A 16703-nucleotide genomic window follows, 5' to 3' on the forward strand; every position below is an offset into this window, starting at 1 on the left:
TCGCAAAAATCAATTGGTGCTGATCGGCCGCAACATCGACCACAACAAACTGCGGGAACAACTACAAGCCTGTGTGGCGCATTGAATCGAAGGACACCGCACCCTCGCCGTAACTCGAGTTGTGGCTGTTCCGTCTTGACGCTGGTTCTCGTATGTCGCGTGACAACGGAATCGCCTTTTCACCACACCCAGAGCGGACATTGTTTTGTTATCAGGTCGAGATAGCGGAGCGCGGTAACCAAAGCTTCCACGTTCTTCTGCTGCATCGCCAGATCAGCAACGTTGCTCAAGGCCATTCGACGCGCACGCCTGTCCAAACATTGAAACCAATCACAAGCGACGCATGGTCGACCACAGCCAACAAAAGCTCACGACTCGCGAGATGGTGCGGGCCCACTCCTACTCCGTACTAGCAGTCTCAGCTTGCTCAGCATCACGGTTCTGCAGATCCCGCAAGCCGTCAAAACCCATCGCTACAACCGCTGCATCGACGTACAGATCGCCCTGCGGGCCAGCGTCAATCCAAAGGGAGGCAAAGCTGCCGGCAAGATGAATTACCTCAAAGCCGTCGAACACTTCGAAGGCTTCTACACCGATGAACGCTATCCAACCGTTATTGGCTCTGAGTTTCGGGGTTTTGGCCCTGTTGGTGAACACAACGCCAGGAATAGCCCATGGCAAGGGGCTCTATGGCACCGAAGCCGAAGCGCGGCAGCGGGCAGCTGAGATCGGTTGCAACAGCGTTCATGAGAACAACGGACGCTGGATGCCCTGCATTGATGAACGGGAACTCCACCAACAGCTGCGCAAGCAATGAAAGCCTTCAAAACAACCAGCCGGCAAGCGCGGCGCGTCCATCGCTGGCTGGTGCCGATCGCCGCCGCACCACTGCTGATTACCGCAGGAACCGGCTCCCTCTACAGCCTGCTGCTGGAGCAGAACATTGATGCCTTCTGGCTGCTCAAGCTGCACACAGGACAGTTCGGATGGCTCAATCTTCAGCCCGTCTACCCAATCCTGTTGGGAACTCTGACCATTGTTCTCACCGTATCTGGGCTGACGATGCTGCTCAGGCCAGCCCGCACAACAAGGGGGTGAATCACCCGACTGCCTCGATCCGCGCAGGTGCAGCCGCAGGAGCCACTGCCATGGTAGGGCTCCTGGTTGGGATGACCGGTGGCACAGGCCTCTGAACAGAAACTCTGGCCATCGCGAAAAACAGCTTGGGCCGCTTGCACCTCACAGGTGCAACGCGGACAGGCACAGGTAGTAGCTGGAGCCATCACAACCAATCAACTCAGTGCTGTATGGCCGAAAAAACAGAAGAAACCGGCAAGGACACACTATTCCCACACAACATTCATGCGGAAAAAGTGACAACGGCTCACATCACATGCAGAAACTAGGCAACAATGAGTCGCATCAAACAGCGAGGGCGGGCAACAGAAATAAAAAGGGAAAGGCCAATAGTCACGGCGCAACAAACCAAATGACACAAGCAAAAGCAATTAAAGCCGTCGGAAATCAATAAGGAAATAGAAGAATAAAAAAGACATCGACCCAAAGGACATGAACGAAATTGATCAACTTAGAAACAAGACGCTTCAAGAAATCAATGCATGGTGCTACAAACGTGCTTCCCACCTTTCAATCACCGGTCATGACAAGGCGGCACAAGCGCTGACCGAAGAACACATGGAGTTACTCCAAAACGTCAACCCCGAAAACTTGCTCTGGGTTGGTACTTGACTGAAACAGCACTTTTATCGCGCCGACGAATCGTGTCGTACCTGACCTCAATGAAAGCGAATATCACAAGAAAAGACAAAACCAAAAAACCACATCGTGCTATAAGAGACATTAAATACGCACTAAATCTTGGTTTACCCGTTCATAGATAGCAAAAAGATTCCATCAGGAAAATTAAGCACAACCTGGTGTAGCAAAAAATACATGTCAGCAAATCAATGAATACTGAGCACCAACATCAAAAAAAGGGAGGGAGATCCATATCCTTAAATTCACACGAAACAATCCGCCTAGAAAGGCCTCAAGCTGGAGAAATTGCAGAAATAATAGTAAAAAATGGGGTTATAAGGATTGCGGGCAACCAATCAAACAACGCAAAAGACATAACTTTGGCTTTTGCATGCAGAGCAGATGCTTTCAAATTCCATTATCCAGACGACCTGGAAATCACAATAGAAGCCATAACAGACACAACTTACATAGTTGAATCAATAGAAAAAAAGGGATCCGACACAAGCGATGCAATTATGGAATGGATCATTCAACTACACATAGTGAGGCACGAGACAAATATAAAAAACAGATTGATGAAATTTTTTAGATTACTGATAACAAGACTAGGCAAAAGAACATCAGAAGGGCTACTGCTCGAGCACACACTGCCTCACGCACGTATTGCCGAAATCATTGGATCTACGAGATCAACCGTATCACGGACGATAAGCACTCTGAGGAAGTCCAAACAAATTTATATTGATGAACTAAAAGGGCAGATTCTATTACCTGTGGACTAACTAACGCCCACAACGACACGTTCCGCCCTTCCACTTAGAGCACTTCGATTTCTTGCAACCCTTTTTCTTATTTACTGCAAGTCGGTTTTCGGAAGACTCAGCCAAGACCTTAGAAAATGTATCTTTCAACAATAACGTCACTAACGGAGATGGATCTAGACGTGGAGAGTAACAAAAAGCACAAGATCGCGAGTCATCTGATCCGAGTCAAGATACAGCCGAGGCCTAAGAGCGCTTGCCTCCATTGAGGAAAAAGGCAACAACCGTATCAAATAAAACCTAGCGTGTATAGAAAGATACTTTTAATTGAAGTAAACGAGTAGCGGGCGATACAGCAGAGCAGCAATATATGTATGCCCTAATCGGGCCTTCCTGTGTGAGGAATCAAATGAAGTTTTTCCAGCAACTGCTGGTGGCTCCTGCCGCCCTTGGCCTTCTGGCCACCGGCGCCAATGCTGCCGAGCTGAACATCAACGGCGTTTCTGATTACGCGGCTTCCGCTGATCAGGTCACCAGCGTCACTCAATTCTCCGACGTTTACCCCACCGACTGGGCCTACCAGGCTTTGGCTGGTTTGGTTGAGACCTACGGCTGCGTCGCTGGTTACCCCAACGGCACCTTCCGTGGCAACCGGGCCATGACCCGCTTCGAAGCGGCTGCCCTGCTGAACGCTTGCCTCGACCGCGTCACCGAAGTGACCGACGAGCTGCGTCGCCTGATGGCTGAGTTCGAAACCGAGCTGGCCATCCTCAAGGGTCGCGTTGACGGCCTCGAGGCCCGCGTCGGCGAACTGGAAGCAAGCCAGTTCTCCACCACCACCAAACTCAAAGGTGTTGCCAACTTCTTCGTCGGCGCAGTCGACATGGACGAGGCTGAGAAAGGAATGGGCGAAGAGGTATTCATGCAATACCGTTATCGCCTCAATCTCAACACATCCTTCACAGGTAAGGATTTGTTGTATGCACGACTTCAGGCTGCAGACGGCAAGGGTGACCACTGGGAAACCGGTGATACGCACCTGAATGCCTCGGGCTCTAACGGAAGCGCCATTAGCGTTGACAAGCTGTGGTACACCTTCCCCGTAGGAAGCTTTAAGTTCACAATCGGTCCGAAGATCGAGAACTACTACATGGTCGAAACACCGACCAGATATAACGCCGTTCTCAAAGCACTCAAGTTAGGTGGTTACGGTGCCGTCATGGGCGCTAGCACAGGCGCCGGTGCAGGCATTCAATGGCGTCAAGACGTGAATCCTGGCGAACCTGCATTCAATTTCGCTATCAACTACACCTCTAATACAGGTGATCACTCCGCTGAGGATAAAGGTATCTTCGGTGAGAACGCCGGTTCTTCAATGCTGACACAGGTCGGATACGGAACCCGCAAGTGGTGGATTGGTGCTTCATATGCACTGAAAAATGACTACGGCAAATGGATCGCCGGTCAGTCAACCCTCGGCACAGTGGAAGGAGATCTGAATGCATGGGGTCTCCGTGGATTCTGGACACCTGAAGAGTCAGGCATTATCCCTTCAATCAGCGCAGGCATCGACTTCGGTAGTGCCGACGCTAAGAACGACGGTGCAACCACTGAAACCTTCGGGTACATGGTTGGTCTGAACTGGGATAACGTATTTGTCGATGGCAACAAAGCTGGTGTGGGCTTCGGCTCAATCGGCAGTTACATCACTGATACGAAGGGCTCTGCAAACGTTGATCGTGACAACAGCGCACTTGAAGTCTGGTATGACTATCAAGTAACAGACAACATCAGCGTTAAACCTGCTGTTTTCTGGACAAACAACTACGACAGCGATGCTGACGACAAGTTCGGAGCTGTTGTAACAACTACCTTCAAATTCTGATAAAAGAATTCTGAAGTCCTAGGAAGCGCCCAAATGGGCGCTTTTTTTTTAGCATAAAAAAAGGGGGTCTTTACCCCCTTGGAAAAATCAGGATGCTGTCACCAGCAGTTCTCTCCCTCTCCAATAGGAACACAAATATCTTCTTGCTCCGCCTTTTTCTTTAAAGCAGCAGCATCAGAATCGAGAACGCTTTCCTCGTTGACATCCTGATCAGTGTTCCATTCCTTAAGACCGCCAGCACTCTGTGCCTGCACGGCAGGAGCCGATGCAACAAGAAGGGACGTTGCAGCGGCGAAAACTGAGATAGCAGAAGGCTTTGGCATTGAAATAAAGCTCAACTGAGCCAATTGTAGACAGAAGATGCACTAGTAATAATCAAACCAAAGCTATCAAAAGCTACAACTCAGTTCGACAGGCGTCGGACAGCATTCGTGTAGCTTTGGAAGATCAGATCAAGTTCATCCGATCGGCCATGGCGTGCCAACAAACCACGAGCGCCGGCATCGATATTGAATAACAGTGAGCGGTCGTCAGATGCCTTAACGTAGCTCTCAATCCAGCCAACACATACATAACGCACACCACTCAAAACTGGTGTAACACAATGCAGCATAGATGACGGATAGAGAACAACTTGCCCAGGTGGCAATCGAAATTCCTTCGTTTCCTCACCGCCGGTTTGGATCATTAAGGATCCACCCTCATACGTATCCTGATCACTGAGAAAGCAGGTGAAAGACAAATCCCGACGTCCATGGCGAGAGAAAGGATTATCAACATGCCAGCCATAAGATTCCCCAGCACTTGACCTAGAGATCAACAGGCTGTGGACCTTGCGAACAAGTGAAAAACTTTTGACCAAAGGGTCGGTTGTTAGTGCAGTTGAGATACGGTTAATGATCGAGAGCGTAAGCTCAGCAGTTGGGTCGAGCTGATGATTCTTTTTCACAAGTGCAGCTTGATCACCAGCAGTCAATCGGCCATCTCGCCAAGGAAGGCTTGGAGCACTGAGACGATGCTGAAAGTCACGAACTTCAGGAAGAGGCAAAAGAGAATGCGTCAGGAAGTCCATCGTTAAAAGAATTTCAGGAATAGTAAGCGTTTGACAAATGCTACGAAACGGACCATCAAAAACAGCTGACAACTGGAATCGCGGACCTAACATAGGTGAAACTATGTCTTGAAGCATGCGTAGGTACTTTGCAGCGATGGCTCTAGTGGCACCATTAGCTGCTATACCTTCAATAGAAGCAAAGGAAGTAAGGGTCTATTCAGGCCGGCATTACAACACTGATCGTGCTGCCTACAAACAATTCAGTGAAGAAACTGGAATCAAAGTAAGACTAATCGAGGCCACAGGCATATCACTGGTCGAACGCCTTAAACGGGAAGGAGCAAATTCAAACGCCGACGTGATTCTATTGGTTGATGCAGCGAGGGTTAACAATGCTGCTGAAGCCGGTCTTCTGCAATCCGTGTCTTCGAAAGAACTTCAGAAGAATGTACCTTCACGTTATAGGGATCCGTCGAATCGATGGTTTGGCTTCACAAGACGCATTAGGGCCATTATTGTAAATCCAAATGTTGTTGATCCGAACACGATTCAAACTTATTCGGATCTTGCAAATCCAGTTCTAAAGGGAAAACTCTGTTTGCGTAAAAGAAAAAACGTCTACAACCAATCACTGGTAGCAGATCAAATCATATTGAAGGGTCAAAATTCTGCTTCTGCTTGGGTCAAAGGAATGGTCAATAATGTCAGCGAGCCTTACTTTGGTGGTGATGTTTCACTGATTCGTGCAGTCGGACAAGGCAAATGCGGTGTGGGACTTGTCAATCATTACTATCTTGCGCGAATGCAAGCGGGAGCGAGTGGAAAGTCAGATCAGAAAGTAACATCAAACATTAAATTAGTTATGCCAAACCCAGCCCATGTGAATATCAGTGCAGCAGGGGTTGCTAAGTCAGCAAAAAACAAAAAAGAGGCGATTCAATTTATTGAGTACATTTCATCACCCAAAGGCAGTCGACTGATTGCAGGCCCAACATATGAATATCCGCTAAAAAACCTTGGTACATCAAAAGAATTAAAAGCATTTGGAACATTTACGCCAGACAATGTATCTATTAGCGCTCTAGGCGAAACACAGAAAACCGCTATCAAAATGATGGCAGATGCCGGCTGGCGTTAATTTAAAGAATTCAGTAATTGACCAAAAAATACAAGTCTTTAATTGCTTTTGATAATGACTCTCATTTAACTTGGTGCATCTAACACACCATTCGAGCAACTTAACTTGGCTGTATGTATCATTTGGACATCGACAAGTAAAAAATGCTGAGCACAACCAACTCAATCTCCGCGTCATCTATCGCTTGCGGTCCATCGGGTCGGGCAATTGCAGAAGCAATTGACACTGATCTTCTAAGCGCGATCCAAGCTCACCTCAACATGGAAAGGCAAGCCCACGCTTCCTATTTCGCTGCAGCAATCTGGTTTGCCGAACGGGAGTTGAGGGGTTTTTCGCGATTCTTCCGAGACGAATCCAACAGCGAGCATGAGCATGCTGCAAAATTTGCGGAATACATCATTGCTCGAGGGCAATGCGTTGAACTGCAAGTTGTCGATGCTCCTTTGCAGAGTTGGGGATTTCCTGCTGATGTGATGGCAACCGCATTTCAAATGGAGGTTGACGTCACGGCATCATTGCAACAGCTGTACTCCATCGCAGAACGAGTGAACGATACGCGTACCACAGTATTTCTCGACCCGATGGTGGAAATGCAGACCCAATCAGAACATGAATTTGCACACCTTCTTGGACGGGTCAAGTTTGCAGATAATCAAGCAGCGGCTCTATTGCTCATCGACAATGAGCTTGATCAAGGCAATAATAAGCCTGCTTCCCTTCAGGGATAACCCATTCAAACCAGAAAGTTGATTAATACATACCAACTTTCTGGTTTCAACCATTAAGCCCTTGCGGATCGATTACGAAACACTTAATATCCCTCATCAACGATTTCGGCGAAACTTCAAGGTATTCAGAAATAAGCCGATGAGACCAGCCTTGGTTTCTTAATGCCAACGCAATCTTCAGTCTTTTTTTGCGCCAACCATTAGGAGAGCCTAAATAGTGCGAAACTCTTGATGACGAGTTTGAAATCATGAGAAAGAACCTTACTTGGAAGATAGTATAAATTTAAGCAGACAAGTTAATAAGACAATAATTGAATGTTGCTAGCAAACATCATATAAGCAAGACTGCTGCATAACTAACATCAGCCTGGAACGTAGCCAATGATGCACAAGCGAGATACATATACGAGCCGAGAAGACTAATTAAGATTATTGTATGATTTTAATCGGGGTAATGACCTCATTCAAGGTCGAATTAAGAATGCCTGATGGAATCAAACAATTCGATTGTCCTGATGATGAATACGTTCTAGAGGCAGCAGAGCAGGCTGGAATTGATATGAGCTATTCGTGCAGAGCTGGAGCATGCAGCACTTGCGTGGGTAAGATCATCGAAGGAACAGTTGATCAATCTGATCAAAGTTTTCTGGATGACGAACAAATGCAAGACGGCTACTCACTCCTATGCGTAGCTTATGCGACATCAGATTTGATCGTAAAGACTGATTGCGAAGAAGAGCTTTGGTGACAATGGATAAACGAAAAGATCACCTCAAAATGAAAGCACATAAAAAAAGGGAAATTAGCTTGGTTGATCAGTATTTGAACGCATCGTGCTTTAATAAAATAAGCGATACTACATATCAGAACATGCTGAGTTACGAATCAAAAGCCGATCCGATCGAAAAGAAATTGATTACAAGGATCAAAGAACAAGTTAAGCATGGAAAGGTTGTGCTTTCTTCTGGGTCAAAAGAGAAAGCTTGATCAGCCTGGATGTGATAAAGAATACAACCAAACGTCTACTCTGAGAGGAAACATAATCAAAAACATCAGAAAATATAGAAAATAAGAGCAGATGAACACCAGTCAAATACTTTGGATTGATCTCCAACCTTCACTGTATTGCCTTTTCAAGCGAACAGCACAAACTTTAGGGCAGAATTTTGAGGTCAAAAGATGGTCTTTCGAGCATGATCTTGATGAATCATGTGATGTTGAAGTCGTCCACAGCCTAATGAGGCACACGATAGAAAACTCTTCAAATCCAGTTCATCTTGTAGGCCACGGAGTAAGTGGAACTATTGCATATTTATATGCTCAGAAATATCCCAACCATATATCATCAGTTTCAGTATTGTCAGTAGATACTTGTTCAACAAATCAATGGACTAGTCATTATCAGAGCATGCGGAGCCAATTACCATGCTCAAGATTTCATATATTAAGCCATCTGAGCCGACTACTGGTCGCTAGTCAAACGGAACAGGTTGGACAAATTATGATAAAACTATTAGCAAAATGTTTAGATAATGATTTTGTGTATGGATCTATCGTCAAAAGTCAAACAATCACAAATATAAAGAAAGCTGAGGTTCCTGTACTCGTGATAAACGGCGAAAAAGACTTTGTTGTTGACGAGCAGAGTCATGACAGATGGAAAAACTACCTGAAATCTGGAGACTGCTATCAAAAAGTTGCTGACGGACGCCACTTCTTCCCATTTACACAGTGGAGCCAAACTGCAAAAATGATCGAATCATTTGTCAATATGATACCTGAGCAACATCAGAACCAAATTCCTAATAGCTGCAAAAATCTGAGTATTAGTAAAACCAACTCATGAATCAAATGAATACCTTTGACGTCATCATCATTGGTGGAGGACCAGCGGGTTGTTCTTGTGCACTGTATACAGCAAGGTCAAATCTATCGACAATTATCCTTGACAAAAATCCAGCTGTTGGTGCACTTGCTATCACTCACAAAATTGCAAACTATCCGGGTGTGGAGGGAGACACATCAGGTGAGGAATTATTAAAAACAATGAGAGTTCAAGCAATTAACTATGGAGCGGAATACAAGCAAGCTCAAGTTTATGGAATCAGCATGACTGGTTCAGAGAAGACTGTATATACACCAGAAGGTACATTCGTCGGGAAGACATTGGTGCTTGCAACTGGTGCAATGGGAAGAGCATCAACACTACCCGGTGAGAACGAATTTCTTGGTAAAGGGGTTAGTTATTGTGCGACTTGTGACGGAGCTTTTTATAAGAACCAAGAAGTAGCTGTCTATGGTTCAAATCATGAAGCAATTGATGAGGCGCTTGTACTCACAAAATTTGCATCAACAGTACATTGGATAACCAACAATAAACCAAACGTTAAATCTCAAGCAGTAGAAATCCTTCTCAATTCAAAAAATGTGAAGCATTGGAAGCGCACCAGGCTCGCCTCCATCCATGGAGATGATCAGGGAGTTAATGCTGTCAAAGTGCAATCATCTGCTGATCGTGATGAGCAGATGATCCAAGTTCAGGGTGCTTTTGTTTACTCCACAGGCTCACTTCCGATCACCGATTATCTACAAGACCAAGTCCCGGTCAAATCTAATGGTGGAATTCGAGTGAACAGCGACATGATGACAGATCTCGAAGGAGTCTGGGCAATCGGTGATATACGCAATACACCCTTTAAACAGGCTGTTGTTGCTTGCTCTGATGGATGCATTGCAGCGATGGCAATTGACAAGTATTTGAATAAACGAAAGGACGTCCGGGTGGATTGGGTGCATCGATAAAAAAAGCGCCCTCTAGGGCGCTTATGCATACAGTTTAGAAACAAAATAAGTTCAAGACTCAGCGTTAATTTGCTGAACCCATGCCTGTAAACGTTGATCCGTTAATTCCGACTCATTGTCTTCATCGATTGCAAGTCCGCAAAACTTACCATCAATAACACTCTTTGAGTCATCATAGGTATATCCTTCTGTGGAAACCTTACCAATCAACTTGGCACCAGATTGAAGAAAGGCCGTATAAAGTTCCTCCATGGCATCACAGAAGAAATCTGAATAACCGGAAGAATCACCAAGACCAACGATTGCGACTGATTTACCAGCAAAATCCTTGTCAGGAATTTCCTGAACCAGATCATCCCAAGCTGTTCCTGACCGGGCTTCATCAGCACCTGTATTCCAGGTTGGAACACAGCAAATCAACGACTCAGCTGAAACCAATTCATCGATTGAATCGATGTTGTCAACGTCCTTCGCTTCTGTTCCAGGAAGAAGCTCTTTGAGTCGATCAGCCACATCCTCGGTCTTGCCAGTAGAAGTGGCGAAGAAAATAGTGAAAGTCATGCAAAAGAGATCGCCAACCAAGACTCGCAAATCATCGCCCTCCCGGATTAAAGCTTGTTTCAACTGCAAGTGAAATCAGTTACACACAGACAACTCAATGACCTAGGTCTCCCAGACAAATTCTTATCTAAGACTGTCTAAGGCGATTCAAAGACTCGCGATACTCCGATAGTGCTTGATCAAACCCTGTCTCGCGGATACGCTTGAGCCAACGGAGACGAACCAAATCATCACGTTCAATGTGGTCAATAAATTCTTCAAGTATGGCTGATCCAACAAGCATGTCGAACTCTAAAGAGCAATGCCAAAATTTAAAAAATACTTTGAACGGCGGCTAGTCAAATGATTCTTTTGGCTAGGTCTTAAGAAATACCAAGCTAAAACAAATAAAAGCAAAGACAATGCAAACTGAATGGTCTATAAAATTAGTATGTCATTTGATTTTTAATTTCAGAACAAGGACACGCAAATTAATGCGATCATCAAAAGATGCGCAATGATTGCGGCTGTAAACTTTGTAAATAGAGTAAACTCTAAACAATAATTGCCCAAATGGTTAACCATTAGGGCTTCCTTGAAAAACTAGAGAAGCAGTTTAAATGAGACGACACGAAAGTTGAACTGTTGATAGGCAACGGGACAACAATTCTTCTAGAAGAAATTTCTGTATAGATTGACAATCAATAGAATGACTAATCATATTTAAAGAGTCTTTCATAACAAAACATCTAGCCTGGTAACAAGATATTTCCACTAAGAGACGTTCTTTAAGCTGAGGATGCTGACAATGCTGTATTGAACGACTCGCACATTCAAGTCGCCGACGCATCCATTCAGCCTCTCTGCAGAGATCTCCAAGAACACCAAAGGAATTCACGATCTTCAAAATTGGAGTGGTGAAGAGTTGATGAGGTCAGGTGCAATACGCATCGTGACATCGCCAGACGACATAGCGATCATGTCAGCTTGACGCCATTTTGAGAGAAGACGGGTTGTGGTAACCCGGGTAGCACCGATCAACTCACCAAAACGATCATGAGTTAAACGGAAGGGAAGCTGATAAGCATCACTGCAACGAAGACCAAGGCGGTTAACCAGAAGCGCCAACAGAGCATGAAGCCGCTGTTCTGCCTGGCCCAGATGACGGACTCTCAGGAGCTGCAACGTCCACTCATTGACTGCGTCGATTCCGAATTCGTCCGCGGAGACTGAATCACGACGAAACTTCAGGGCCGTAAGTGCCTCCACACAAGCCCCATCGCTGCACATGCGATCGGTACGAAGCCTGTCGCCTGACTGCAAAAACGCCAAAGTCATTCCCTCGGTTTCCTCACAAGGGCAATACACCCGGCAAACCCCCTCTAACACCTCAAGAACAGTGGCCTGATCGCGACCGGCAGGATCCAGCAGAACGGTCTGAAGCCTGGGCATCGACAAAGGTGCCGCAGGATCATCAGGCAAGAACCGGTAGGAAGAGGTCGTCACGAACTAACGCGATTGAGAATTACTCGCAATAGTACAGACTTCTTGTCGATATTGCAAGTCATTCTCAATAAGGCCCTCAAATTGAGATTCTTTCTCAATACGCTGCAAGCAAGCTCCCTCCGTACTCAGAAGAAGTGAGCGGAGCAGCTGAGCATCGCCCTGAATTCGAAGCATCGGCTTGATGTGGTTATTGCCCAGTACACCGCGCTCACTGAGTGCCCGATGGATCGCTTACAACGCTGAGGCGTTCTTATTGAGCGTGTGCGCTGTAATTCCTTGTCAAAACACAAGGAACGCAGCTTTTGTGTTGATCAGCCCCCAACCGGCCTGCGGCAATGGGAGAAAGCTCACCGTTTGGACGGTACAGATAAAAGAAAGTCAAGAAATAGCTGATGCTCCTGGGGTCCATGAAGGAGAGCGACCGCTTGGGACCCGAGAGTCATCAGGTGCATGCACGGCACATTGGACAATCCCATCAACAAAAAAGCAATACCAATCACTGGATTGCCCTCAAGAAAGAGGGGTGGGTGGGGTCACCCACCGCCAACTTGCCACCTCTAAGAGTGTGGCCACCCTTTCCACATCAGCACAGAGCTCTGCCAATCACCAGTGAGATCCATTTCACGGAGCATCAAGTCCTCCATCCAATGGTTCCCCCATGACCATGGGGCGCATGTTTAGGGGTCTGAATGCTCTTCACAATCGGCGAGCTCGGTCAACGATTTGTCTTGCGACAACATTCGGGTAACTCATTTAGCCATTGCCACCAACTCATCTGTATCGAGTCTCATTCCTGACAAGTGTGATTGTGTCTAAGGAGTTCCCAAACCTCCGTCCAATGGCTCGAAACCCTTGCCATTGAAGGCTTGAGCAACCTGACTCCCACTCTGGCGAGCGGGGAGTCAGTTCAGCGTTAGATGGGTGAGTTGATCTCGCAAAACAAAGTGCCTTAGTTGCTCGAAGGAGTCGCCATGATTTGCGGCACAGCAGGTCTGGTTACAGGAAACCTTCGGCATTTTCACCTTTGCGATGGACAACCGGATTAAAGATTCAGCCCCTGCAGCTCAACCTGGAACAGCAGCTCGTCCACGGTTTTGGTGAACAACTATGCACGTTTGCGCCGCTCATGGGATCCCTGCTATCTGTTCTTAAGAACAAGCAGTAGCCATGATCGGTGATGTTGTCACATTTGAGGACCACTCCATCCAATGGAGCGATGACCATTGGGCGCTGAGTGTCTGCTGGGTCCTCTTCTCAACCGGGGTAGTCAGAACAACGTGAGCCGCAACCAGTCAGCAAGCAAACGACTGACTTTTCTTTTGAAGATAAGGAGCCAATTCAGCGCTTGGCTCCCAACAACCTTTCTTAAGCTCATTTGATTCACCAGCAAGCATCACCTGCAGCAGCTACATCCATATACAAATCCATAATAGTCATGGACGTTCGTCGCAGGAACCTCCAACCAATGGTGGGGGCAATCACCATTGGGCGCTGATAACACCACTGACTCCCTTCTGACGATGCGGGGAGTCAGATCAGCGTAATTTCATTCCAAAAATGCCAAAGCTAATTTGACGAACCCACTGAGTTCATCTGGCGTGCAAATGAAATGGATTGAAGCTAGTCAAAGAGATCCACGCATAACATCTGCTTGAAGAGTTGTAGTCAAAGCTAATTCAAGCTGGTTACACCATTCACTCCTCTCCAATGAGTGGACAGGCGGAGAAACCAGAGGCACATAGGAAAAGAAGACCAGTCATCGATTCATTTGACAGATGAGATTAGATGGTTTGTACTCGCTCTCTGAGAAAAACCAGCCAATATGGACTTGAAGGTTCTCGCGAGGCACCTTCATCCGATGGCTGATCCGGGTCATCGCGCTGGGGTTACAACTGGCTCCTCTACTCAACCAGGGGAGTCAGTCCAGTTGCTTACTCCCAGAAACGAACTGAATCATTATGGCCAAAAGCAAAGGCGTTCGTATCGTTGTCACACTCGAATGCACCGAATGCAGAACAGCAACTGCTGCTGAAAAACGTAGCCCTGGAGTCTCTCGCTATACAACAACTAAAAACCGAAGAAACAATCCTGAAAGGCTCGAATTGAAAAAATTCTGCCCACAACTCAACAGGATGACTCTTCATCGCGAAATAAAATAGGAGAAAACCATAATACTTACACAATGGCTTTCAACAAATAAAACAGACTCAAAACAAAACTTTGGTTGTCAACTTTTAATCAAAGCATGGGAGCGTGCATGCCTTATATAGTTTTAGGCTAGAAGCACCAAGAGCGAGAATAAGACGTTGACCAACTCACGAAACAGATCACTGGATCATTATCGATCAACACAAATCAATCAATACAAACATCGATCAGTAGAATTTAGGACATAGCCTGATTCAGAAGCAGCTAGTTTATGCAAAGCAGCAATTAATTCTTGACTAACATTGAAGCATTCGCGCACATCATTGACCTCGCCAACAGAACGACTGACGCGGCTACTTACGAGTATTTAATGAGAGAAGCACAAGAAATCATGCTCGACAAAAACACGGAAGATATAGATTATTGTGATTTTAGACAATTAGTAGAAGAGCGGCTCGCGAATCAAACACTCAAAACAAAAGAGCAAGGCTGTGCATAAATGAAGAATGGCTAGCACCAATTATCATCGTTTCAGTAGCCAGTGAACAAAGACAAAATATTCAGAATCACGCCGATTGATAGACTAGAAAATAAATCAGAAAATACTTTTATCGGGAAATCAACATGGCGCAATGCTTACAGATCGAACTCTTCCGTATATCAACAAACTTCAGACTTTTTAAAGTAGCATCACTTACACGGGAGTGCATCAATTCAAACGTAGTACTACTACATGTGAGCGACATGGACCTATTCACAACGCGAACATTTGGTTGGGCAGTTTACTCTAGCCGGATCTGCTCAAACAATGATTCTGATCATCTCAGTTTCATTGGGCTTCATTTGACTCTTCTTCCCTCCAGGTTCAAGAGCCAAGGTGGCGTTTAAAAACCAAACCAGTACAATTGATTGGTCTTTTTTTGCCAATAAATAACTGGCGTTGATGTTTTCTTCTTCTCACCATCAACACAATGTCAAAAAAAATGTCCCGGTTGTCTAAACTTGACATATCGGTATTAGAAGCACAGATGCGCTGCGGGTCAGAATGGCCGATAGGTCTTGTTGATGCAATTGCAGAAGCGCATCGAACCACAATTGAAAATGTCATTGAGCGTCAACATGCTTTGAGTCCAAAGGATATACATGATCACAAATTAAAAATTTATTTTTGAGATAATTTTAATCTTCCCATGCCCCTATTGGAATTAAAAAGTTACAGAAACAAAATGAAATTCACTCCAACAACAAACAGTGCGATCCTACTTCTCTACAAAGAATTTGGCGAAAAACGAATGGGCATGAGCAAACTTAAAGGAAGAGTGACAGCCAAAGCAGCGCCTTCAACTCCTAAGCAAGGGACAACAAAACCCTGGCTTTACTGAAAGCAAAGTAAGCACTTCAACCACCAATCTCATGTCTAAAATTTTTATTCCATTGTTCATTGCATTACTTTTGAGTGCATGCGGACTCCATGGAGAATCTGGTTCCTCCTCTAATGATGGTGAAGCTAAAACCACAGCGGCCAAAAATACCAAAACACCAGGGATTGGTCTGAGCTCAGAACCGAGTATTGGGAAACCAATGTTGCTGGCTTCACTCAAGGATGGAGGATATGTCATTTATTTTCGTCATGCAACGACGGAGAGGGATTACGCAGACCAAGCTGATCCTCTGATGAGCCTCGATGATTGCAGTTCTCAGAGAAAGCTGAGCACTAAGGGCATCAAAGAATCGCACGGAATTGGCATGGCCTTTGCTGCAAAGGGAATCCCAGTCGGTGAAATTATTGTTAGTGAATATTGCAGGTCATGGAAAACAGCAAACCTCGCATTTGGAGAATGGACACGAAAAGATTCCCGATTAAACTTTTTACCTTATGAGGATTATACCAAAAGTCATGTTGAACTGATGAAGAAGAATGTCATGCCTTTATTAACGCGTCAACCCCTACCAGGAACCAACACAGTCATTATCGGACATGATGATCCGTTTGAAGCCGTGACAGGAATTTATCCTGAACCGCAAGGAATCGCATACATCCTTCAGCCGGATGGGAGAAGAAGTTTCAAGATCATCGATAGTGTGTTGCCTTCTGAGTGGGCAACACTCTGAGCAAGACAGCCACTCTGATCCTTGATCATTTGACTTGAAAGATGTTCAGGATCTAACACTCGATTGATGCGTTGCCAACATCCAAGACATTGCAAAGCAGGATAATTGTCGTGTCGACCTTGGACGGGTTTAGACAAAATAAAAGTGATCTATCTCTCGTAGGCAATTTCGGGAGATAGATTTTTTTTGACAGTAGGTCTTTAAAGAACAAGTGATGTGTGGCTAGAGCATATCTTGCCCCAATATGCATATCATGCAAACTCAAGAA

At 45.7% G+C, this 16703-nt stretch carries 21 protein-coding genes; 15 read left to right on the forward strand and 6 right to left on the reverse strand.

All coding sequences use genetic code 11. From position 1 onward, the window contains the following. Positions 1-85: GTP-binding protein (locus DXY02_RS01885; RefSeq protein WP_137024375.1), on the forward strand; the 85-nt coding region annotated here is incomplete at its 5' end. A gap of 314 nt (positions 86-399) precedes the next feature. Here the strand turns inward: DXY02_RS01885 and DXY02_RS13165 are convergent. Further along, on the reverse strand, positions 400-576 hold the full coding sequence (locus DXY02_RS13165) for a hypothetical protein (RefSeq protein ID WP_170951440.1): 177 nt from the start codon (positions 574-576) through the stop codon (positions 400-402). A 19-nt stretch (positions 577-595) separates the two neighbouring features. On the opposite strand from DXY02_RS13165, the gene DXY02_RS01895 reads away from it, so the two are divergent. Next, positions 596-817 carry a DUF3721 domain-containing protein gene (locus DXY02_RS01895; protein WP_114987766.1) on the forward strand — a complete coding sequence of 74 codons (222 nt, stop codon included), beginning with the start codon at positions 596-598 and terminating at the stop codon, positions 815-817. Continuing rightward, entirely contained in the window at positions 814-1098 is a 285-nt protein-coding gene (locus DXY02_RS01900) for a hypothetical protein (RefSeq protein ID WP_114987767.1), read from the forward strand. Before DXY02_RS01895 ends, DXY02_RS01900 begins: the two co-directional genes overlap by 4 nt. Here the strand turns inward: DXY02_RS01900 and DXY02_RS13170 are convergent. Further along, on the reverse strand, positions 1008-1283 hold the full coding sequence (locus tag DXY02_RS13170) for a metallothionein (protein ID WP_114987768.1): 276 nt from the start codon (positions 1281-1283) through the stop codon (positions 1008-1010). The two genes, DXY02_RS01900 and DXY02_RS13170, sit on opposite strands and share 91 nt — an antisense overlap. A 286-nt stretch (positions 1284-1569) precedes the next feature. On the opposite strand from DXY02_RS13170, the gene DXY02_RS12065 reads away from it, so the two are divergent. The 3 genes from DXY02_RS12065 (at position 1570) to DXY02_RS01915 (ending at position 4407) form a co-directional block, all read left to right on the forward strand. Continuing rightward, positions 1570-1749 (forward strand): hypothetical protein, encoded by a 180-nt coding sequence (locus DXY02_RS12065; RefSeq protein ID WP_137024352.1) that lies wholly within the window; start codon positions 1570-1572, stop codon positions 1747-1749. A 218-nt stretch (positions 1750-1967) separates the two neighbouring features. Next, positions 1968-2543: a helix-turn-helix domain-containing protein gene (locus DXY02_RS01910; protein WP_114987769.1), complete on the forward strand. Its 576-nt coding sequence runs from the start codon at positions 1968-1970 to the stop codon at positions 2541-2543. A gap of 388 nt (positions 2544-2931) precedes the next feature. Next, positions 2932-4407: an iron uptake porin gene (locus tag DXY02_RS01915; RefSeq protein WP_114987770.1), complete on the forward strand. Its 1476-nt coding sequence runs from the start codon at positions 2932-2934 to the stop codon at positions 4405-4407. Between the two features lie 98 nt (positions 4408-4505). Here the strand turns inward: DXY02_RS01915 and DXY02_RS01920 are convergent, their stop codons facing one another. Then, positions 4506-4730 carry a hypothetical protein gene (locus DXY02_RS01920; protein ID WP_114987771.1) on the reverse strand — a complete coding sequence of 75 codons (225 nt, stop codon included), beginning with the start codon at positions 4728-4730 and terminating at the stop codon, positions 4506-4508. 80 nt (positions 4731-4810) lie between these two features. Continuing rightward, positions 4811-5551 (reverse strand): Fe2+-dependent dioxygenase, encoded by a 741-nt coding sequence (locus DXY02_RS01925; protein WP_244276106.1) that lies wholly within the window; start codon positions 5549-5551, stop codon positions 4811-4813. Between the two features lie 64 nt (positions 5552-5615). Between DXY02_RS01925 and DXY02_RS01930 the strand changes: the two genes are divergently transcribed. The 6 genes from DXY02_RS01930 to DXY02_RS01955 all read left to right on the forward strand — a co-directional run bounded on the left by DXY02_RS01930 (position 5616) and on the right by DXY02_RS01955 (position 10129). Then, positions 5616-6599, forward strand: a complete 984-nt coding sequence (locus DXY02_RS01930; protein ID WP_244276107.1) for an extracellular solute-binding protein — start codon at positions 5616-5618, stop codon at positions 6597-6599. Between the two features lie 143 nt (positions 6600-6742). Continuing rightward, on the forward strand, positions 6743-7327 hold the full coding sequence (locus DXY02_RS01935) for a ferritin (RefSeq protein WP_114987774.1): 585 nt from the start codon (positions 6743-6745) through the stop codon (positions 7325-7327). Between the two features lie 454 nt (positions 7328-7781). Then, positions 7782-8075: a 2Fe-2S iron-sulfur cluster-binding protein gene (locus DXY02_RS01940; protein ID WP_170951441.1), complete on the forward strand. Its 294-nt coding sequence runs from the start codon at positions 7782-7784 to the stop codon at positions 8073-8075. 2 nt (positions 8076-8077) lie between these two features. Further along, entirely contained in the window at positions 8078-8314 is a 237-nt protein-coding gene (locus DXY02_RS12810) for a hypothetical protein (RefSeq protein WP_244276108.1), read from the forward strand. Between the two features lie 91 nt (positions 8315-8405). Beyond that, the gene (locus DXY02_RS01950) at positions 8406-9173 is read left to right on the forward strand and encodes an alpha/beta fold hydrolase (RefSeq protein ID WP_114987777.1); all 768 of its coding nucleotides are present in this window, start codon (positions 8406-8408) and stop codon (positions 9171-9173) included. Between the two features lie 5 nt (positions 9174-9178). Next, positions 9179-10129: an NAD(P)/FAD-dependent oxidoreductase gene (locus DXY02_RS01955; RefSeq protein ID WP_170951442.1), complete on the forward strand. Its 951-nt coding sequence runs from the start codon at positions 9179-9181 to the stop codon at positions 10127-10129. 51 nt (positions 10130-10180) lie between these two features. Here DXY02_RS01955 and fldA read toward each other — a convergent pair whose 3' ends face one another. Both fldA and DXY02_RS01965 read right to left on the reverse strand, forming a co-directional pair. Continuing rightward, positions 10181-10690 carry a flavodoxin FldA gene (gene fldA / locus DXY02_RS01960; protein WP_114987988.1) on the reverse strand — a complete coding sequence of 170 codons (510 nt, stop codon included), beginning with the start codon at positions 10688-10690 and terminating at the stop codon, positions 10181-10183. Between the two features lie 882 nt (positions 10691-11572). Next, positions 11573-12121 (reverse strand): Crp/Fnr family transcriptional regulator, encoded by a 549-nt coding sequence (locus DXY02_RS01965; RefSeq protein WP_114987779.1) that lies wholly within the window; start codon positions 12119-12121, stop codon positions 11573-11575. 2012 nt (positions 12122-14133) lie between these two features. Between DXY02_RS01965 and rpmG the strand changes: the two genes are divergently transcribed. The 3 genes from rpmG to DXY02_RS01980 all read left to right on the forward strand — a co-directional run bounded on the left by rpmG (position 14134) and on the right by DXY02_RS01980 (position 16435). Next, complete coding sequence (rpmG, locus tag DXY02_RS01970) at positions 14134-14334, forward strand: 50S ribosomal protein L33 (RefSeq protein ID WP_114987780.1); 201 nt, start codon at positions 14134-14136, stop codon at positions 14332-14334. 981 nt (positions 14335-15315) lie between these two features. Continuing rightward, the gene (locus tag DXY02_RS12070) at positions 15316-15495 is read left to right on the forward strand and encodes a hypothetical protein (protein WP_137024355.1); all 180 of its coding nucleotides are present in this window, start codon (positions 15316-15318) and stop codon (positions 15493-15495) included. 241 nt (positions 15496-15736) lie between these two features. After that, on the forward strand, positions 15737-16435 hold the full coding sequence (locus DXY02_RS01980) for a histidine phosphatase family protein (RefSeq protein ID WP_114987782.1): 699 nt from the start codon (positions 15737-15739) through the stop codon (positions 16433-16435). The last annotated feature ends 268 nt before the right edge of the window (positions 16436-16703 follow it).

The sequence above is a fragment of the Synechococcus sp. N19 genome (genome assembly GCF_900474045.1).
GTDB lineage: Bacteria > Cyanobacteriota > Cyanobacteriia > PCC-6307 > Cyanobiaceae > Parasynechococcus.